The sequence below is a fragment of the Serratia sp. MYb239 genome (genome assembly GCF_002966855.1).
Taxonomy (GTDB): Bacteria; Pseudomonadota; Gammaproteobacteria; order Enterobacterales; family Enterobacteriaceae; genus Serratia_B; species Serratia_B rhizosphaerae.
In genome coordinates this window covers 3762218-3781802 of sequence record NZ_CP023268.1, presented here as the reverse complement: position 1 = coordinate 3781802, position 19585 = coordinate 3762218, and the positions used below count along the sequence as shown (strand labels likewise).

Genomic DNA, 19585 nt, shown 5'->3' with positions numbered 1-19585 from the left:
TTGTCAGGCGGTTGACTTATCGGGGGAGCCTTGGCTCCCCTTTTTTATGCCCGGCAATCAAAATTTAGACCGGGATCACACTCTGGTATTACAGAACTGCTCCGACCTGCCGATAGCTAACCTGGCGCTGGTTATCAGTGCGATGACTGAACTATCGACAAGGAGTCGGCATGAGCATGTCTTTAAGTTTTACTTCGGCGGCGTTACCTGCCGTATCTTTGCCTGTGGTTCCCGAACGGCGCACGGAGCCGCCCATTCCGGCAGAGCCTGTCGCTGGCGAACGGTTGCCCACGGCGGCGCATCCATCAACGTCGTCACAGAACCGGCAAACGCAGCAACTGCTGCATTCGTTGGTCAATGATGTCGCCGCTGTCGCCTCGTCGGCCAAAACCGATCTGATGCGCGGGCAGATGCCGCAACAGGGGGATTACACCCTGGCGCTGCTGGCTAAGGACGTTTACAGCCTGGACGGAAAGGGCGTAGAAAACTTCAGCCGCCTAAGCGATGCGGCATTGCTGAGCGCCGGTATTGAGCCTGCAAGCCTGCATGATACGGCATCGGGTTTTCAGGCGGGCATTTACCATGACGGGCAGCAATATGTACTGGCCTTTGCCGGCACCAACGACTGGCGGGACTGGTTAAGCAATGTGCGTCAGGCGACGGGATACGATGACGTACAGTACAATCAGGCAGTGTCAGTAGCGAAAAGCGCCAAGGCGGCGTTTGGCGAGCGGCTGGTAATTAGCGGGCACTCACTGGGGGGCGGTCTGGCGGCTACCGCCGCATTGGCCACCGGTACGCTGGCGGTCACCTTCAACGCTGCCGGAGTGTCCGATCACACCCTGAATCGCTTTGGTATCGATCCGGCCGCAGCCAGACAGGATGCGGAAGCCGGCGGTATTCGCCGCTACAGCGAGCAATATGACATGCTGACGTCGACGCAGGAGTCGACGTCGCTGATCCCGAATGCCATCGGCCATCAAATCATTTTGGAAAATAATGATACGCTAAATGGTATTGACGACTGGCGGCCGAGCAAGCATCTGGAGCGCAGTCTTGCCGCGCATGGTATTGATAAGGTGATTAGCTCGATGATGGAACAGAAACCGTGGGAGACAAAGGCCGATGCCTGACAGATTACGCTGGCCAATATTGCTGATGTTATTGATACCGTTAGCAGTATTGGCGTTGTCGGGAAAGGCCGAGGAACTGCAGATGAATCAGCAAACGACGCCGTTTAACGGCCAGAGCTGCCAGCCGCTGGCGCTGGCGGTTGCCACTGGTGATACGGCCCGTATCGCGGCACTGGCGACGCCGGAGGCGCTTGGTGAGCGCGGCGAGCAGGGTATAACGCTGTTGCAGTGGGCGATTTTACGCCAGCAGCCTGGCAGCGTACAGGCGCTGCTGGATGCCGGCGCCGACGTGACGGAAACCGGCATGGACGGCAACAGCGCGCTGCATATCGCGGCGATGGTGGAGGATGCCGGCTATCTGACACAGCTGCTGGCGCGGCAGCCGGTGGTTGATGTGCGTAACGCCGTCAGCGGCGCGACGCCGCTGGCCGCTGCGGTGCTGGCCGGCCGTCCGACGCAGGTGCGCCAACTGCTGGATGCGGCTGCCGACAGCCGTCTGGCCGATCGCGTCGGTGATACGCCGCTGCATATTGCCGCCAGAATCAACGCGCCGCAGGTGGCGTTGATGCTGTTGCAAAACGGCGCGGATGCTGCGGCGGTTAACCGGCAGGGGATGACATTTCAGGCTTATTTCGCCCAGACGCCGCGGCATCTGCAGAATGAAGCCATGCGTCAGGCGCGTCAGCAGCTGGATGATTGGCTGCAGGCGCACCGGCTGGCGGCGCGTTATCGCGTATTGTGAGGAGATAAAAAAACCGCCGGAAGGCGGTTTTTCTGTGGCGTTCGTTATTCGCCGTTGGTTGCCGGTGCGCCTTTCGGCTGGCGGCGTTTGCCGATGTTTTTCGCCTCACGATGGCGAACTTTCACCTTGGCTTTATCCTTGCTTTTGGCTTTGTTCTTGTCGGCCGCGCGCTTGGCCAGCACTTTTTTGGACGGCTTGCCGTTGCTCTTTTCACTCGGCACGCGGGTTTTCGGCCGCAGTTCGTCAATCACGCGCGCTTTCAACGGTTCGTTGAGGTAGCGACCGACTTTGCCCAGCAGCAGGTGATCGTGAGCCTCGACCAGCGAAATCGCGGTGCCTTTGCGGCCGGCGCGGCCGGTGCGGCCGATGCGGTGCAGATAGGTATCGGCGGTGCGCGGCATATCAAAGTTGAACACGTGGGTGATATCCAGAATGTCCAGACCGCGGGCGGCGACGTCGGTGGCGATCAGCACGTTGACGCGGCCGTCCATCATGCGTTTCACCGCTTCGTTGCGTTTGGCCTGCACCATCTCGCCTTCCAGATAGCAGGTGTTGATGCCTGCTTCCCGCAGCCAGGTGGCCAGCTCATGTACACGCTCGCGCTTGCGTACGAAGACCACTGATTTCTGTACATCCGGCTGCTGCAGCAGATTGATCAGCAGGGCGGTTTTATGCTGCACATCGTCAGCACGGTAGTACCACTGCAGGATTTTTTTACGCTCGCGGCGGGAAGGATCGGCTTCCACTTCCACCGGTTCGTTCAGGATGCGTTCTGCGAATTCGCGGATAGCTTCGCCTTCCAGCGTGGCGGAAAACAGCAGGGTCTGGTTGCGCCAGCGCGTCTCGGCGGAAATAGTTTCGATATCCTGGGCAAAGCCCATGTCCAGCATGCGGTCGGCTTCATCCAGGATCAGCGTTTCCACCGCGCGGCAGTCGAAGTTCTCTTCTTTAATATACTGCAGCAGGCGGCCGGTAGTGGCGACCACCAGATCCTGGTTTTCGCTGAATACTTCCGCGTGGTTCATATAGGCTACGCCGCCGGTAATAGTGGCAATATCCAGTGAGGTATGGGCCGCCAGCTCACGCGCCTGATCGGCGACCTGCATCGCCAGTTCGCGCGTCGGGGTCAGGATTAATACGCGCGGCGGGCCGGACTTCTTGCGGGGGAAATCCAGCAGGTGCTGCAGCACAGGCAGCAAGAATGCGGCGGTCTTACCGGTGCCGGTCGGCGCCGAACCCAAGACGTCGCGCCCGTCCATTGCCGGTGGGATGGCTTCGGCCTGAATAGCGGTCGGGCGGTCGTAGCCTTTATCACGCAGGGCGTTGATCAGGCGTTCATCGAGATCGAGTTCGGAAAAATTGGTTGCTGTCATGGTCTACCTCTACTTGGGGCGCCGATTATAGACGGGTTGGCCGCCGGGTTCATCCTTTTTCAGGCCGGGACTCTTTTACCACTCCGCAGATTGCCTTATGCTACGCCGGTTTTCCAGCCAGGTACTCATTGTGGACAGTCAGTCAAAAGCCAATTTCAAACCGCGTCGCGGCGGTTTTACCTTCAAACAGTTTTTTGTCGCTCACGATCGCTGTGCCATGAAAGTCGGCACCGACGGCGTGCTGCTCGGCGCTTGGGCGCCGGTGACGGCGGTCCGGCGGGTGCTGGATATCGGCTGCGGCAGCGGGCTGATTGCGCTGATGCTGGCGCAGCGTACGGCGGATGACGTGCAGATCGACGCGGTAGAACTGGACGCCGCCGCCGCCGCGCAGGCGCATGACAATGCAGAAGCATCGCCGTGGGCGTCGCGCATCCGTATATATGAGCAGGATATTCAACAGTTTACTGGGCAGCGGGCCGCCAGCTACGATCTGATTGTCAGCAACCCGCCGTATTTTGCGCCGGCGGTAGCTTGCCGCGATCGGGCGCGCGATGCGGCGCGCTATACCGAAACGCTGACTCATGATGTACTGCTGGCCTGCGCCGAACGGCTGCTACAGCCCGACGGTATGCTGTGCGTGGTGCTGCCGTATGACATTGGCGAGGCCTTTGCCGCCGATGCGCTGCAGCGCGGCTGGCATTTGGCGCAGCGGGTGAACGTCAGCGACCGGGCGGATACCCCACGGCATCGTATATTGCTGGCGCTGACGCGCACGGCGCAGACGTGTGCGCACAGCGATCTGGCCATCAAGCAGGCGGAGGGTGACTACACTGCACCGTTCCGTCGCCTGATCACCGATTTTTATCTGTTTTATTGAGCAGGGCGCCGGCGCGCCCTGAGCGCCTTACGGCTGCAGAATGGTAGGAAGCGCTTGCGGCAGCGGCTCCGGATAGTCCAGCGTGTAGTGCAGGCCGCGGCTCTCTTTGCGCGCCATAGCGCTGCGCACCATTAGTTCCGCCACCTGCACCAGATTACGCAGCTCCAGCAGGTTATTGGAGATGCGGAAATTGGCGTAGTACTCGTCAATTTCCTGCTGCAGCGTGTTGATACGGCGCAGAGCGCGCTCCAGGCGTTTAGTGGTGCGGACGATACCGACGTAGTCCCACATAAACAGCCGCAGTTCGTGCCAGTTATGCTGGATCACCACGCGTTCATCCGAGTCATCCACCCGGCTTTCGTCCCATTGCGGCAGTGCCTTGGCCAGCTTGATGGCCGGCAGGCGGCGCACAATATCCTCGGCGGCCGACCAGCCGTACACCAGGCACTCCAGCAGCGAATTAGAGGCCATGCGGTTGGCGCCGTGCAGCCCGGTATAGCTCACCTCACCGATGGCGTACAGTCCGTCCAGGTCGGTACGACCATGTTGGTCTACCATCACACCGCCGCAGGTGTAATGCGCCGCCGGTACGATCGGGATCGGCTGTTTGGTCAGGTCAAAGCCCAGCGTCAGCAGCTTGTCATGGATCATCGGAAAGTGCTGGATGATAAACTCGGCGGGTTTATGGCTGATATCCAGATACATGCAGTCGGCGCCGAGGCGTTTCATTTCATGGTCGATAGCGCGGGCGACAATATCGCGCGGCGCCAGTTCGCCTCGCGGGTCGAAGTCCGGCATAAAGCGGCTGCCGTCCGGGCGCAGCAGATGCGCGCCTTCGCCGCGCAGCGCTTCGGTCAGCAAAAAGTTGCGTGCCTGCGGATGGAACAGGCAGGTGGGGTGAAACTGGTTAAACTCCAGGTTGGCGACGCGGCAGCCGGCGCGCCAGGCCATGGCGATACCGTCGCCGGAGGAGATGTCCGGGTTGGTGGTGTACTGGTACACTTTGGCGGCGCCGCCGGTCGCCAGCACCACGGTTTTGGCGCGGTGCGTCTCCACCTGCTCCAGCTCGCGGTTCCAGACGTAGGCGCCCACCACGCGGCGGGTGCCGGGCAGGCCGACTTTGCTGGAGGTGATCAGGTCGACGGCGTTGCGGCGCTCCATGACGCAAATATTCGGATGTGCGCTTGCTTTCCCCACCAGTGTGGTCTCTACTTCCTTACCGGTGGCGTCTGCGGCGTGCAGAATACGGCGGTGGCTGTGGCCGCCTTCACGCGTCAGGTGATAGCGTTCCTCGCCCTGGGCGTTGGTTTCGGTATCAAACAGCACGCCCTGATCGATGAGCCACTGGACGCAATGGCGCGCATTGCCGGCGATAAACTCGACCGCCTCTTTATCACAAAGCCCCGCGCCGGCAATCAGCGTATCGTCAACGTGCGACGCAATGCTGTCCGTTTCATCAAATACCGCGGCGATGCCGCCCTGGGCATAAAAGGTGGCGCCTTCATTGAGCGGGCCTTTGCTCAGCACGGTCACCTTGCCGTGTTGTGCCAGCCGCAGAGCCAGTGACAGGCCTGCAGCACCGCTGCCGACGATCAGTACATCGCTAACATATTCAGAAGATGGTTGCATAACGTATGATGTGTGCAGAAGAAGAGTGAAAATCATGTTAGCCTAATTGTCCGGGCAAATGCCACGGATAGGGCGACATCAACAGAAAAAACAATGGCCGTATGGAACTTTGATTTCCATATGAACTCCAAGCGAGTGCTTGCTCAGGAAAAATGTATGGCTGGCAGTACAATTTCACGCGTGGAGACAGATTTGGGGAGAATTTACCTCGGATGAGCGAGCAGTTAACGGATCAGGTGCTGGTTGAACGGGTCCAAAAGGGCGATCAGAAGTCGTTTAACTTACTGGTGGTACGCTACCAGCATAAAGTGGCGAGTCTGGTTTCCCGCTATGTGCCGCAGGGCGATGTGCCTGATGTGGTGCAGGAGTCGTTTATTAAAGCCTATCGCGCGCTGGAATCTTTCCGCGGCGACAGCGCTTTTTACACCTGGTTGTATCGAATCGCTGTGAATACAGCAAAGAATTATCTGGTTGCTCAGGGGCGGCGTCCGCCGGCAAGTGATGTGGACGCCAACGACGCTGAAAACTATGAAAGCGCCGGCGCATTGAAAGAAATTTCGAACCCTGAGAACTTAATGTTGTCAGAAGAGTTGAGACAGATAGTTTTCCGTACCATTGAGTCGCTCCCTGAGGATCTGCGTATGGCGATCACCTTGCGGGAGTTGGATGGCCTAAGCTACGAAGAGATAGCCGCCATCATGGATTGCCCGGTCGGGACCGTACGCTCGCGTATTTTCCGCGCTCGGGAAGCTATCGATAATAAAGTTCAGCCGCTGATTCAGCGTTAGCGATGGCGGATACAGGAAGGGTATTTAGGCATGCAGAAAGAAAAACTTTCCGCTCTGATGGATGGTGAATCGCTCGATAACGAACTGCTGAGCTCTTTGTCGCAGGATCGGGCGCTTCAACAAAGCTGGCAGAGCTATCACCTGATACGTGACACGCTTCGGGGTGATGTAGGACAAGTAATTCATCTCGATATCGCCGAGCGTGTTGCCGCTGCACTGGAGAAAGAGCCTGCTCGTCTGGTTCCTTCGGCGGTGCCTGAATCTCAGCCGCAGCCGGAAACCTGGCAGAAGATGCCTTTCTGGCACAAAGTGCGCCCATGGGCCAGCCAGCTGACTCAGGTCGGGGTTGCCGCCTGCGTCTCTCTGGCGGTGATCGTCGGCGTCCAGCACTATAATCAGCCTGATGCCACGCAGCCGGGTTCTTCGGAAGCGCCGGTGTTCAACACGCTGCCGATTATGGGGCAGCCATCGCCGGTCAGCCTGGGCGTGCCGGCAGACAGTTTCTCAACCGGCAGCGGTCAACAGCAGCAGGTGCAGGAACAGCGTAAACGTATCAATGCGATGCTGCAGGATTACGAACTGCAACGCCGCTTGCATTCAAACCAATTGCAACTTGATCAAGGCACGCCGCAGCAGGCCGCCGTTCAGGTTCCAGGCACCCAGTCTTTAGGAATGCAGCAGCAGTAATGAAGCAACTTTGGTTCTCCGTTTGTCTATTGACGGGCAGCCTGCTCTACTCAAATATCGCCCCGGCGCAGACCGCGTCCGGGGCGTTGTTGCAACAAATGAGCAGCGCCAGCCGTTCACTCAATTACGAGCTTGCCTATATCAGCATCACCAAGCAGGGGATAGAGTCGTTGCGCTATCGCCATGCCCTGGTGGAGCAGCAGGCGCTCGGCCAGTTACTGCATATGGACGGTCCGCGGCGTGAAGTGCTGCAGCGCGGCGACGGCATCAGCTATTTCGAACCGGGCCTGGAGCCGTTTACCCTGTCGGGCGACCATATCGTTGATGCGCTGCCTTCCATTGTGTACGCCGACTTTACCCGTCTGGCGAAATACTATGATTTTATCTCCGTCGGCCGGACGCGTATTTCCGATCGTCCTTGCGAGGTGATCCGCGTGGTGGCGCGCGATGGTTCGCGCTACAGCTATATTGTCTGGATGGATGAAGAGACCAAACTGCCGCTGCGGGTGGATCTGCTTGACCGCAACGGCGAAACGCTGGAGCAATATCGGGTGATCTCATTTGAGGTGGGGGAAGAGGTGCAAAACGCGCTGAGCGGATTGCTGAAAGCCTCATTGCCGCCGCTGATTTCCCTGCCGGCGATGGACAATGTTAAACTGGGTTGGAACACGGCCTGGTTACCGGCCGGGGTCAGCGAAGTGGCGCGCAATCGCCGCAAGTTGCCGAACGTTTCCGTGCCGGTTGAAACGCGACTGTACAGCGACGGCCTGTTCAGTTTCTCGGTCAATGTCAGCCCGGCGGGCAGTGGCGTTGGCACGCAGCTCTATCGCCAGGGGCGACGGACGATTCAGACCGAATTACGCAACGGCAAAGAGATTACCATCGTCGGCGAACTGCCGCCGTCAACCGCCAAGCGTATTGCTGACGGTATTTCCTTCAGGGGATCGTCGAAATGATGAAAGAGTGGGCCACGGTAGTCTCGTGGCAACAGGGCGTGGCGCTGTTGCGTTGCGAGCCTAAAGCGGGCTGCGGCAGCTGCAAGGCCCGTTCGGGCTGCGGTGCGCGTGCGCTGAATGAACTGGTGCCGGAAACCGAGCATCAGCTGCAGGTGCAGATTGAACAGCCGCTGGAGCCGGGGCAACGGGTTGAGGTGGGCATCACCGAAGGCAGCCTGCTGCGCTCGGCGATGCTGGTTTATCTGACACCGCTGCTGGGTATGATGCTCGGCGGCGGCGCGCTGCAGCTGTGGCTGGCGACGGACGGCGCTGCGGCACTGGGCGCGCTGTTTGGCGGCGTGGGCGCCTTTTTGCTGGCGCGTAAACTGGCCCACCGTCTGGGTGAACAGGACGCCTACCAGCCGGTGGTGTTGCAAATCGGCCTGCCTCCTACCGCGCTGCGCCTGCAGCCGGAATCCCCTCTGTCTGACTAAATGAACGGCCGCGTCATCGCCGAGTTGCGGTAGGCGGGGATGCGGTTGTTAATCATATGCTCCAGCAATGCAATAAACAGATCGGCGCTCAGCAGTGAATAGTAACGCAGCGTGGCCAGCGTCTGACCCTGGCTGTCCAGTAAATGGATAACGCCGTGCTGCGGCTGGCTGTCCAGCGAGCGGATTTGTTCGATGGCGATATCCCCCTGCGGCGTAACCAGCGTTTTGGCGCTCAGCCGCAGCGTCTGGCCCGGCAGGTGCCGTAATCTGCTGCCAAGAAGCCAGGTTAGCCAGCGGGTTCTGCCGGCAATATAGTTAAAGGCCAGCTCTTCTCCCTGATATAACGCATTGAGGGCCACCGGGCCGCGCAACAGGATCTGCTGGTTGATGATGGTGTCACGCAGCGCCCAGGCGTGTGACACATTGCTGAATACCGTACACCAGGGCTGATCGGCGGCGGTACGGAACGCCATGGCTTCGCACAGCCCGCCACACAGGTTGCCCAGCAGCGGCACGCTGCGGATGCGATAAATATCGACGATCTTCTCAAACGGGATAAAGCGTTCCTGGTGGTTATGGCTATTGAACACTCTGACGCCGTGTTCATACAGGCGATAGGTCTGCGTCGGGCGCAGAACATGACGCAGCGCCAGCAGGATACACGCCAGTAATATGGTTACCGCGCCGGTTTGCAGCAAGGTCAGTATGCCGCGCTCTTCCATATTGCTCATCAGCGGCAGCATTAGCAGCGCGCCGCCGATGGTTAACAGCAGCGCCGCCGCTGCCAGAATGCCCCAGTTGACCTTTGAAAAATCGTGCCGGCTCAGCATCTGCCCTTTATCGATCATACGCACCTTCCAATCAATCTACAGAGATATGCTGGTGAACTCCGGCGGGCTTGCCGATGTAGTGCCCTGATTTCATCATTTTATACGGAGCTCACCCTCTTTCTATCGAGGTGCGGACGTCAGGTATATGGGTTTTTTCCTAAAGCGCGAAAGTGGATAATTAACTGATATTAAGGTTGTTTTTTTGAGGGTTTAAGAGTGGGTTGATTGCACGGCGGTGCATTATGTATTAAGGGCGGGAGCGGTATGCGTTTTTACCGACCTTTTCCCGTCCGGGCAAAATGTTTTTCCGATTAACATTTGTTTTCATCCATGGCTGGCACCGGCCCCATTAAACAGCGCATAATAGAATGTTTTCGCTGCAGCGATCGCTAGGTTTTCGCTGTTACGGCATGTAGAATGCAGCGATTCAGGCGAAAGACGGCCTAACCCAACTCACTGTCGCTTTAGGTCCATGCGGGTTTCCATAGGCGAGTAATTCAGAAATACCAAGGCAGAAAAACTTTTATAATGAAGCATATACGAAATTTCTCCATTATTGCCCATATTGACCACGGTAAATCGACGCTGTCGGACCGTATTATCCAGATTTGCGGCGGCCTGACCGACCGTGAAATGGCCGCACAGGTGCTGGACTCCATGGATCTGGAGCGCGAACGCGGCATCACCATCAAGGCGCAGAGCGTCACGCTGGATTATAAGGCGCCCGATGGTGAAACCTATCAGCTGAACTTTATCGATACCCCGGGCCACGTCGACTTCTCTTATGAAGTTTCTCGCTCGCTGGCGGCCTGTGAAGGTGCGCTGCTGGTGGTTGACGCCGGGCAGGGCGTAGAAGCGCAGACGCTGGCTAACTGCTATACCGCCATTGAAATGGATCTGGAAGTGGTGCCGGTACTGAACAAAATCGACCTGCCGGCTGCCGATCCGGATCGCGCGGCGCAGGAGATTGAAGATATCGTCGGCATCGACGCTGCCGATGCGGTGCGTTGCTCCGCGAAGACCGGCGTCGGCGTGCCGGACGTGCTGGAGCGTCTGGTGCGCGACATTCCGCCGCCGGAGGGCGATCCTGATGCGCCGCTGCAGGCGCTGATCATCGACTCCTGGTTTGATAACTATCTTGGCGTGGTATCGCTGGTGCGGATTAAAAACGGCACCATGCGTAAAGGCGACAAGATCAAGGTCATGAGCACCGGTCAGATTTATAACGCCGATCGCCTGGGGATTTTCACCCCGAAACGCGTCGACCGCGACGTGCTGAACTGCGGCGAGGTAGGCTGGCTGGTCTGTGCGATTAAAGACATTCTGGGCGCCCCGGTGGGCGATACCCTGACCACCGCGCGCCAGCCGGCGGAAAAACCGCTGCCGGGCTTCAAAAAAGTGAAGCCGCAGGTGTATGCCGGCCTGTTCCCGATCAGCTCTGACGATTATGAAGCCTTCCGCGATGCGCTGGGCAAACTGAGCCTGAACGATGCCTCGCTGTTCTATGAGCCGGAAAGTTCCACCGCGCTGGGCTTTGGTTTCCGCTGCGGCTTCCTCGGCCTGTTGCATATGGAGATCATTCAGGAGCGTCTGGAGCGTGAATACGGTCTGGATCTGATCACCACCGCGCCGACGGTTGTCTACGAAGTGGAGACCACCGGCGGTGAAACGGTATATGTCGACAGCCCGTCCAAACTGCCGCCGCTCAACAATATTGCCGAGCTGCGCGAGCCGATCGCCGAATGTCATATGCTGATGCCGCAGGAGTACCTGGGCAACGTGATTACGCTGTGCGTGGAAAAACGCGGCGTGCAGACCAATATGGTGTATCACGGCAATCAGGTGGCACTGACCTATGACATTCCGATGGCGGAAGTGGTGCTCGACTTCTTCGACCGCCTGAAGTCCACCTCGCGCGGTTATGCGTCGCTGGATTACAACTTCAAACGCTTCCAGGCCTCCGACATGGTGCGCGTCGACGTGCTGATCAACAGCGAGCGCGTGGATGCGCTGGCGCTGATCACCCACCGCGATAACGCGCAATACCGCGGCCGCGAGCTGGTGGAAAAGATGAAAGATCTGATCCCGCGTCAGCAGTTCGATATTGCCATTCAGGCGGCCATCGGCACGCATATCATTGCGCGCTCAACGGTGAAACAGCTGCGTAAGAACGTTCTGGCCAAGTGCTACGGCGGCGACGTCAGCCGTAAGAAAAAGCTGCTGCAGAAACAGAAAGACGGTAAGAAGCGCATGAAACAGGTCGGCAACGTTGAGCTGCCGCAGGAAGCGTTCCTGGCCATTCTGCACGTGGGTAAAGACGGTAAGTAAGAGCGAAGGCTCGATAACAAGGGAGTTTGCATGGCGAATATGTTTGCCTTGATCCTGGCGATTGCCACGTTGGTGACCGGGATCATCTGGTGCCTGGAGCGCTTTAAGTGGGCGCCGGCTCGCCGGGCGAAAATTGCGGCGGTCAACGAACAGACCGACGGCACGCTGGATGACAAGACGCTAGCGAAAGTTGCCAAGCAGCCAGGCTGGGTGGAAACCGGCGCATCGGTTTTCCCGGTGTTGCTGCTGGTCTTCGTGGTGCGCTCGTTTGTTTACGAGCCGTTCCAGATTCCATCCGGTTCGATGATGCCGACGCTGTTGATCGGCGATTTTATTCTGGTGGAGAAGTACGCTTACGGGATTAAAGATCCGATTACCCAGACCACGCTGATTGAAACCGGCCACCCGAAACGAGGCGATATCGCGGTATTTAAATACCCGCTGAATCCGAAGCTGGATTATATCAAGCGCGTTGTCGGCCTGCCGGGCGATAAGGTCAGCTACGATCCGCTGAACAAGCGCGTTACGGTACAGCCGGCATGTGACAACGGCCAGTCCTGCGATAAGGCGCTGGCGGTCACCTATAATCAGGCGGCGCCGAGCGATTTCGTACAAATGTTCAGCCGCAGCGGCATGGGCGAAGCCAGCAACGGCTTCTACAATGTGCCGCTGAACGACAGCGTGCCGCAAGGCGGTATTCGTCTGCGTGAGCGCAACGAAACGCTGGGCGACGTGACGCACCGGGTGCTGACCGTGCCGGGCACGCAGGATCAGGTTGGCGCCTATTACCAGCAGCCGGGTAATCAGCTGGCCGAGTGGGTAGTGCCGGCCGGTCATTACTTTATGATGGGCGATAACCGCGATAACAGCGCCGACAGCCGTTATTGGGGCTTCGTACCGGAGAAGAACCTGGTGGGTAAAGCGACCGCAATCTGGATGAGCTTTGAAAAACAGGAAGGTGAGTGGCCGACCGGCGTAAGATTAAGCCGTATTGGTGGTATTCACTAATTCCGCATGTCTTCCCGTTCTGCCCGGCGCCGTATTAATTTAGTGCGGCATGAAGCAGGGCGGGGAGATAAACGCAGCATTCTGTTGCTGCTCGTTGTAGAATACCGGGCGATAAAAGTTGGTTCGATTTAGAGCCACTGCAAACGAAACAGCTTTGGAAAGCAGGTCTGTTCCGTATGCTGTAAAGTTTTTGACGCATTCTTGATCTATTGGTAACTCATGAATCCCATCGTAATTAACAGGCTGCAGCGCAAGCTGGGCTACACTTTTCAACAGCAAGAACTTTTGCTGCAGGCGCTGACTCACCGCAGCGCCAGCAGCAAACATAATGAACGTCTTGAGTTCCTGGGCGACTCTATTTTGAGTTTTGTCATCGCCAATGCGCTCTACCACCGCTTTCCTCGCGTAGACGAGGGCGATATGAGCCGTATGCGCGCCACGCTGGTGCGCGGCAATACGCTGGCGGAGATGGCTCGTGAGTTTGACCTGGGCGAATGTTTACGCCTTGGCCCTGGCGAGCTGAAAAGCGGCGGTTTCCGTCGCGAGTCGATTTTGGCGGATACGGTGGAAGCCTTGATTGGCGGCGTCTTCCTGGACAGCGATATTCAGACCGTCGAACGTTTGATTCTTGACTGGTATCGTAGCCGGTTGGATGAAATCAGCCCGGGCGACAAGCAGAAAGACCCAAAAACCCGTTTGCAGGAGTTTCTGCAGGGGCGTCATCTGCCGTTGCCTTCTTATCTGGTGGTGCAGGTTCGCGGTGAAGCGCACGACCAGGAGTTTACCATCCACTGTCAGGTGAGTGGTTTGAGCGAACCGGTGGTAGGCACCGGCTCAAGCCGCCGTAAAGCCGAGCAGGCGGCAGCGGAACAAGCGCTGAAAAAGCTGGAGCTTGAATGAGCGAAGAAACACAATACTGCGGATTTATCGCGATCGTTGGGCGTCCCAACGTGGGCAAATCCACGTTGCTGAACCAACTGCTGGGGCAAAAAGTCTCCATTACCTCGCGTAAGCCGCAGACCACGCGTCACCGCATTATGGGTATCGACACTGAAGGGCCTTATCAGGCGATCTACGTGGATACCCCGGGGCTGCACATCGAAGAAAAACGCGCCATCAACCGCCTGATGAACCGTGCGGCCAGCAGCTCGATCGGCGATGTGGAGCTGGTGATCTTCGTGGTCGAAGGCACCAACTGGACCGACGACGATGAGATGGTGCTGAACAAACTGCGCAGCCTGAAGTGCCCGGTACTGCTGGCGATCAACAAGGTCGACAACGTAACCGACAAATCCAAACTGCTGCCGCATATCGCTTTCCTCAGCCAGCAGATGAACTTCCTCGACGTGGTGCCAATCTCCGCCGAGAAAGGGATGAATGTCGACACCATCGCCGGCATTGTGCGCAAGCTGCTGCCGGAAGCGGAACACCATTTCCCGGAAGATTACATCACCGATCGTTCGCAGCGTTTTATGGCGTCGGAAATCATCCGTGAAAAACTGATGCGTTTCCTGGGTGAAGAGCTGCCTTATTCGGTGACCGTTGAGATTGAGCAGTTCGTCGCCAACGACCGTGGCGGCTATGACGTGCACGGTCTGATCCTGGTTGAGCGCGAAGGCCAGAAGAAAATGGTTATCGGCAACAAGGGCGCGAAGATTAAAACCATCGGTATTGAAGCCCGTCAGGACATGGAACAGATGTTTGAAGCCAAAGTGCATCTGGAACTGTGGGTGAAAGTTAAATCCGGCTGGGCGGACGACGAACGTGCGCTGCGCAGCCTGGGCTATGTCGACGATCTGAAGTAACCGCCGATGGACGGCTGGGAGCGCGCTTTCGTCCTGCATGGGCGACCGTACAGTGAAACCAGCCTGATGCTGGATCTGTTTACCGAAGGCCACGGGCGGGTGCGTTTACTGGCCAAAGGCGCGCGTAGCCGCCGTTCCAATCTGAAGGGCTGCCTGCAGCCCTTTACCCCTCTGTTAGTCCGCTGGGGCGGGCGTGGCGAAGTAAAAACGCTGCGCAACGCCGAAGCAGTCTCCCTCGGTTTACCTCTCAGCGGCATGATGCTGTACAGCGGCCTGTACGTTAACGAATTGCTGTCGCGCGTGCTGGAGCAGGAAGCCAACTATTCGGTACTGTTCTTTGACTACCTGCAGTGTCTGCAGGCGCTGGCGGCGGCAGACGGTTCGCCGGAACATGCGCTGCGGCAGTTTGAACTGGCGCTGTTGCATCATCTGGGTTACGGCGTGGATTTTCTGCACTGCGCCGGCAGCGGCGAGGCGGTCGATGACGGCATGACCTACCGCTATCGTGAGGAAAAAGGCTTTATTGCCAGCCTGGTAGTGGATCATTACAGCTTTACCGGCCGCGAACTGCGCGCGCTGGCCGAGCGTCAGTTCCCGGATGCCGATACCCTGCGCGCCGCCAAACGTTTTACCCGTATCGCATTGAAACCCTATCTTGGCGGCAAGCCGCTGAAAAGCCGCGAGCTGTTTCGTCAGTTCGTCCGTAAGCAACCGCATACGCCGGTTGATGACGCCTGACGCCCTTTCTGCTTTTGCCGCTTTCCGCCTGCGTGTAAACTGCGGGAACGAAAATTTCAATCTAAGAGGTTGTCATGGCTGATTTACTGCTCGGCGTTAATATCGATCATATCGCCACCTTGCGTAACGCGCGCGGAACCCAATATCCCGATCCGGTACAGGCGGCATTTACCGCTGAACAGGCCGGTGCAGACGGCATTACGGTTCATCTGCGTGAGGACCGCCGCCACATCACCGATCGCGACGTGCGTATTTTGCGCCAGACCATCCAGACGCGGATGAATCTGGAAATGGCCGTGACCGACGAGATGCTGGACATAGCCTGTGAACTGCAGCCGCACTTCTGCTGCTTGGTGCCGGAAAAGCGTGAGGAAGTGACCACCGAGGGCGGGCTGGACGTCGCCGGCCAGTTGGACAAAATGACGCTGGCGGTTGAGCGTCTGACGCAGGCGGGCATTCAGGTTTCGCTTTTTATCGACCCGGATCATCGCCAGATTGATGCGGCGGTGGCGGTGGGCGCGCCGTACATTGAGATTCACACCGGCGCCTATGCCGAAGCGCAGGGCGAGCTGGCGGTAGAGGCCGAACTGCTGCGCATTGCGCAGGCGGCGCGCTATGCGGCGGAAAAGGGCCTGAAGGTCAATGCCGGCCACGGTCTGACCTACCATAACGTGCAGCCGATTGCCGCGTTGCCGGAAATGCATGAGCTGAATATCGGCCACGCCATTATCGGGCAGGCGGTGATGAGCGGCCTGGCAGACGCGGTTGCCGAGATGAAGCTGCTGATGCGGGAAGCGCGTCGCTAATGGCGGTACTTGGGCTTGGCACCGATATCGTTGAAATTGCACGTATTGAAGCGGTGGTTGAACGCAGCGGCGATCGGCTGGCGCGGCGCGTGTTGAATGCGGCCGAATGGGCGCTCTATCAGCAGCATCAGCAACCGGTGCGTTTTCTGGCCAAGCGTTTTGCCGTCAAAGAGGCGGCGGCAAAGGCGTTCGGCACCGGTATTCGCAACGGCCTGGCGTTTAATCAGTTCGAAGTGTTTAACGACGGATTAGGCAAGCCGAATATTCGCCTGCATGAACGGGCGGCGGAGCTGGCGCAGGAAATGGGTGTGACGAACATCCACGTTTCACTGGCCGATGAGCGCCGTTATGCCTGCGCGACGGTGATAATCGAAAGCTGATGACGATACGGACGCCGCCGGGCGCGGCGTCCGTGAATTACAGCCTGTCGGCGTGATGCAGCACCACAAATTTATCCCACAGCTGTTCCTGGCTTTCCGTATGCTGCGGGTCGACCACAATGGTGTTATCAATCGGGCATACCTGCTGACAGGTCGGTGTATCATAATGACCGACGCATTCGGTGCAGCGTTCGGTATCAATCTGGTAAATGTCCGCGCCCATTGAGATAGCCTGATTCGGGCACTCGGGTTCACACATATCGCAGTTGATGCATTTTTTGGTAATCAGCAGAGCCATATTAGTAACAATTCCATCTTACATGCCGGGGGGTGCGCAGAAGCAGTTTCTGCCGCCGCGCACTTTACCACAAAACCGAATTATGACTGGTTGTTTTTTAGCCATGAAGGTGGTTTTCATCAGGCAGATCAACTTTGTCTTCCTCTAATCCATCAAAGTCCACCATGTTTTGTCCGACGTAAACGCGGCGCTGATCCTGCTGCGTCATGTAGACGGCCATATTTGGCTGAGTGATGGTGATGCCGGTTTTTCGGGCGAAGAGTTGGATAAAACTGAACGCGCTGTATGGTGCATCTACCCGGCGGTGCCGCGTAGCGTTATCGGACAAGATCACCAACGGCACTTCGTAATTCTGCTTGAACTCCCCGCTATGGCGCAGATAGAACTTACCGCCGATATTATGTTTGGCCAGGCCGTGATCGGAGAAATAAAACAGCTTGAAAGGGCGCTGTGTCTGCTGCAGTAGATGGTAGGTTTGCTGGATAAAGTCATCGGTCTTGCGATAAGTGGAGAGATAGCAGGACAGATCCTGATTATTAAAGCTGAATGCCGGTTGCGCGCCATTCAGTCGTTCACAGAAATCCGAATGCGATCCCATGATATGCAAGACAAACAGCCCGTTATGGTTATCTTTAAGCGCATCGGCAAAAGGCGGCAGCAGTTGATAATCATCAGTGTTTCGTGATTGGTAGTCGCCATGTTTGAGGAAATAGCGGCGATCGCTGTAGGCGGCGATTCGTGAGGCCGGAATATCATAATCGCCCACGAAACCCTGGTTGGAAAACCAGTAGGTTTTCATACCGGCGGCTTTGGCCAGGGTAATGATGTTATTCGCATAATCGACCTGTTCGCCCTGGCTCAGCGCCAGCGTACGCGGTAGGGACTCAAAGGTATTGGATGCGGTAGAAATATAGTTGCTGTAAAAGTCGCCGTTTACCTGATCGAGAAACGGTGTGGTTGGCAAGGGATAGCCAAAAAGCGACATATAGTCCCGTCGCATACTCTCCCCGATGATAATGACATAATTAGCCTGTTTATCGCCTGCTGGGGTGACCTGCCAACCGGGGGCGCTGACGTGGGCCATATCCAGCTGTGCGATTTGCTCTTGATAATCCCGGTAACCGGTGAATATCGATATAAAGTAATCCGTAAGCTTTAACTTATGCAGATTGTTAGTTGTACCGTAAACCAAGACGATGAGGATTAATAATAACCAGCATGGCAACCTTTTCTTTAGGGATGTAGATTTTTTCCAGGAATAATGATTAAGGGCAATTAATAATGCGATAACTAAAACTGGCAGTAGATAACATGCCGTCGGCATTGAAAGTAAAAACTCATGGGCCTCGAGTTTATTGGTTTGCAGTAAGGCTGAAACCACCGAAATAGAGGGTTTGCCGTAAATGTAACCGATAGGGAAGTATATGGCGCTGAGGATAAATAGCGGAATAACGAGCAGATAACGCAGTAGCAGAATGGAGGGAAGTGTGAGCAATATTAATAGCATTAGCAGAATATCAATGCCCTTTGCCCCATGGTAACCCAGAGAATAGGTCAGCACGACGGACGATATGATATATAAAGAACTTACCAAGATCGCGTTGAGGCTAACACGCGTGCGTATTTTTTCAGCAATTAATGTGTGCATAGTCAATAAAAATAATTTGTACCCATAAGAAAATACCCCCTGAGGGGGTATACGCCTAGCGACCGCGGAATATATATGGAATTAATCTATGGCAAGAAATATCTTAATTTATATGCGGTGTAGGTTATTATATGCCTACACCAATTTTTTCATCAACTGTTCGCTATGTTTAATACGTACTCGCGCATGATCCAAATCATGTTGGATTAACGCCATAAACAACAGGTCGGTAAGGGCATATTGGGCAGTGCTGGAGGAAATGGCGGCGCTGCGGGTGCTGGGTTCTTCGGCAATGGTATACAGGCAGTGGTCCGCACGCTGCTGCAGGCTGTTGGGGGAAAAGCAGGTGAGCGCCAGAACTTGTGCGCCGGCCGCTTTGGCTTCGTCGGCGGCCAGATTGATTTCGCGCCGCTCGCCGCTGAAGGAGAGGGCAACCAGCAAGTCTTGCGGGTCCAGCGCCTGCACCGCAGCCAGTTGCGCATGCATATCGGCTTCGGCCACCGCCATCACGCCGATTTTCAGCAGTTTGTAGGAAAAGTCTTTGGCGACCAGACCTGAGGCGCCAATCCCCATCAGAAACACTCGCCGCGCGCCGCGCAGCATGGTTAAGGCCTGGTACAGGCGTTCTTCACTGTTAATATCCAGCGTGGCGCGCAACGCCGCCTGTTTCTCCAGTAAGAGCTTCTCACCGACGATTTTGAGCGTATCGCTGCTGAGAATCCGGTTATGCACGGTCACCACCGGCTCCGACTGCGGCTGTGCCAGCGTTTCGCTCAGCGCCAGTTTCAGCGCCGGGAAACCTTTATAACCCATCTTCTGCGCAAACTTGACCACGCTGGACTGGCTGACGCCGGCCACCTGGGCCAGTTTTTGTGAACTCAGATGGCGAGCCTCTTCGGCGTTGTGCAGCAGGTAATCCGCCAGTTTTCGATCGTTCTGCGCCAGGGCGGGATACATTTGACGAATGCGAAGAAGGGTACTCATGCCGTTATTCCTAATAGTGCCAGTGGGAAGATGTTGCCATAACGGCGCGTTGGCGCGCAGTAAAAATTTTTGTGAGCGCGCCAGTATAAACTAGCAAATAGT

20 protein-coding genes are annotated in these 19585 nt (G+C 57.0%); 14 read left to right on the top strand and 6 right to left on the bottom strand.

The annotated features are described in order from the left end of the window. Positions 1-170 precede the first annotated feature (170 nt). Entirely contained in the window at positions 171-1133 is a 963-nt protein-coding gene (locus tag CLM71_RS18150; RefSeq protein ID WP_105232232.1) for a phospholipase, read from the top strand. Further along, positions 1126-1875 (top strand): ankyrin repeat domain-containing protein, encoded by a 750-nt coding sequence (locus CLM71_RS18145; protein ID WP_105232231.1) that lies wholly within the window; start codon positions 1126-1128, stop codon positions 1873-1875. The genes CLM71_RS18150 and CLM71_RS18145 overlap by 8 nt, the downstream gene beginning before the upstream one ends. A 44-nt stretch (positions 1876-1919) precedes the next feature. Here CLM71_RS18145 and srmB read toward each other — a convergent pair whose 3' ends face one another. After that, positions 1920-3248 (bottom strand): ATP-dependent RNA helicase SrmB, encoded by a 1329-nt coding sequence (gene srmB, locus CLM71_RS18140; protein WP_105232230.1) that lies wholly within the window; start codon positions 3246-3248, stop codon positions 1920-1922. A gap of 130 nt (positions 3249-3378) precedes the next feature. Here srmB and CLM71_RS18135 point away from each other — a divergent pair, with 130 nt between their 5' ends. Beyond that, a complete protein-coding gene (locus CLM71_RS18135) occupies positions 3379-4125 on the top strand; it encodes a tRNA1(Val) (adenine(37)-N6)-methyltransferase (RefSeq protein ID WP_370446956.1) in 747 nt (248 codons plus the stop codon). 27 nt (positions 4126-4152) lie between these two features. Here the strand turns inward: CLM71_RS18135 and nadB are convergent, their stop codons facing one another. Further along, positions 4153-5754 (bottom strand): L-aspartate oxidase, encoded by a 1602-nt coding sequence (nadB, locus tag CLM71_RS18130; RefSeq protein WP_172606263.1) that lies wholly within the window; start codon positions 5752-5754, stop codon positions 4153-4155. A gap of 212 nt (positions 5755-5966) precedes the next feature. On the opposite strand from nadB, the gene rpoE reads away from it, so the two are divergent. From rpoE to rseC, 4 genes are read left to right on the top strand one after another with little or no spacing between them, the layout of a single operon-like run. Then, on the top strand, positions 5967-6542 hold the full coding sequence (gene rpoE, locus CLM71_RS18125) for an RNA polymerase sigma factor RpoE (RefSeq protein WP_105232227.1): 576 nt from the start codon (positions 5967-5969) through the stop codon (positions 6540-6542). 30 nt (positions 6543-6572) lie between these two features. Further along, the gene (gene rseA / locus CLM71_RS18120) at positions 6573-7229 is read left to right on the top strand and encodes an anti-sigma-E factor RseA (RefSeq protein ID WP_054306833.1); all 657 of its coding nucleotides are present in this window, start codon (positions 6573-6575) and stop codon (positions 7227-7229) included. Beyond that, the gene (rseB, locus tag CLM71_RS18115) at positions 7229-8185 is read left to right on the top strand and encodes a sigma-E factor regulatory protein RseB (RefSeq protein WP_105232226.1); all 957 of its coding nucleotides are present in this window, start codon (positions 7229-7231) and stop codon (positions 8183-8185) included. The genes rseA and rseB overlap by 1 nt, the downstream gene beginning before the upstream one ends. Beyond that, positions 8182-8658, top strand: coding sequence for a SoxR-reducing system protein RseC (gene rseC, locus CLM71_RS18110; protein ID WP_105232225.1), 477 nt, complete (start codon positions 8182-8184; stop codon positions 8656-8658). The genes rseB and rseC overlap by 4 nt, the downstream gene beginning before the upstream one ends. Here the strand turns inward: rseC and CLM71_RS18105 are convergent. After that, a complete protein-coding gene (locus tag CLM71_RS18105) occupies positions 8655-9506 on the bottom strand; it encodes a hypothetical protein (protein ID WP_105232224.1) in 852 nt (283 codons plus the stop codon). The two genes, rseC and CLM71_RS18105, sit on opposite strands and share 4 nt — an antisense overlap. A 510-nt stretch (positions 9507-10016) precedes the next feature. Here CLM71_RS18105 and lepA point away from each other — a divergent pair. The 7 genes from lepA to acpS all read left to right on the top strand — a co-directional run bounded on the left by lepA (position 10017) and on the right by acpS (position 16553). Beyond that, positions 10017-11816 carry a translation elongation factor 4 gene (gene lepA, locus CLM71_RS18100; RefSeq protein WP_105232223.1) on the top strand — a complete coding sequence of 600 codons (1800 nt, stop codon included), beginning with the start codon at positions 10017-10019 and terminating at the stop codon, positions 11814-11816. A gap of 30 nt (positions 11817-11846) precedes the next feature. Further along, a complete protein-coding gene (gene lepB, locus CLM71_RS18095; RefSeq protein WP_105232222.1) occupies positions 11847-12824 on the top strand; it encodes a signal peptidase I in 978 nt (325 codons plus the stop codon). A gap of 219 nt (positions 12825-13043) precedes the next feature. Then, on the top strand, positions 13044-13724 hold the full coding sequence (gene rnc, locus CLM71_RS18085; RefSeq protein WP_004929158.1) for a ribonuclease III: 681 nt from the start codon (positions 13044-13046) through the stop codon (positions 13722-13724). Further along, on the top strand, positions 13721-14629 hold the full coding sequence (gene era / locus CLM71_RS18080; RefSeq protein ID WP_015673452.1) for a GTPase Era: 909 nt from the start codon (positions 13721-13723) through the stop codon (positions 14627-14629). The genes rnc and era overlap by 4 nt, the downstream gene beginning before the upstream one ends. 6 nt (positions 14630-14635) lie before the next feature. After that, positions 14636-15367 (top strand): DNA repair protein RecO, encoded by a 732-nt coding sequence (recO, locus tag CLM71_RS18075; RefSeq protein ID WP_105232220.1) that lies wholly within the window; start codon positions 14636-14638, stop codon positions 15365-15367. A gap of 74 nt (positions 15368-15441) precedes the next feature. Next, a complete protein-coding gene (gene pdxJ / locus CLM71_RS18070) occupies positions 15442-16173 on the top strand; it encodes a pyridoxine 5'-phosphate synthase (protein WP_105232219.1) in 732 nt (243 codons plus the stop codon). After that, entirely contained in the window at positions 16173-16553 is a 381-nt protein-coding gene (gene acpS / locus CLM71_RS18065; RefSeq protein ID WP_015673449.1) for a holo-ACP synthase, read from the top strand. Before pdxJ ends, acpS begins: the two co-directional genes overlap by 1 nt. Positions 16554-16590: 37 nt before the next feature. On the opposite strand, the gene CLM71_RS18060 is transcribed toward acpS, so the two are convergent. The 3 genes from CLM71_RS18060 to CLM71_RS18050 all read right to left on the bottom strand — a co-directional run bounded on the left by CLM71_RS18060 (position 16591) and on the right by CLM71_RS18050 (position 19483). Next, the gene (locus CLM71_RS18060; protein WP_054306838.1) at positions 16591-16851 is read right to left on the bottom strand and encodes a YfhL family 4Fe-4S dicluster ferredoxin; all 261 of its coding nucleotides are present in this window, start codon (positions 16849-16851) and stop codon (positions 16591-16593) included. A 97-nt stretch (positions 16852-16948) separates the two neighbouring features. Beyond that, positions 16949-18499 carry a phosphoethanolamine transferase gene (locus CLM71_RS18055; protein WP_234008596.1) on the bottom strand — a complete coding sequence of 517 codons (1551 nt, stop codon included), beginning with the start codon at positions 18497-18499 and terminating at the stop codon, positions 16949-16951. Between the two features lie 135 nt (positions 18500-18634). Then, the gene (locus tag CLM71_RS18050; RefSeq protein ID WP_105232217.1) at positions 18635-19483 is read right to left on the bottom strand and encodes a MurR/RpiR family transcriptional regulator; all 849 of its coding nucleotides are present in this window, start codon (positions 19481-19483) and stop codon (positions 18635-18637) included. Between the last annotated feature and the right edge of the window lie 102 nt (positions 19484-19585).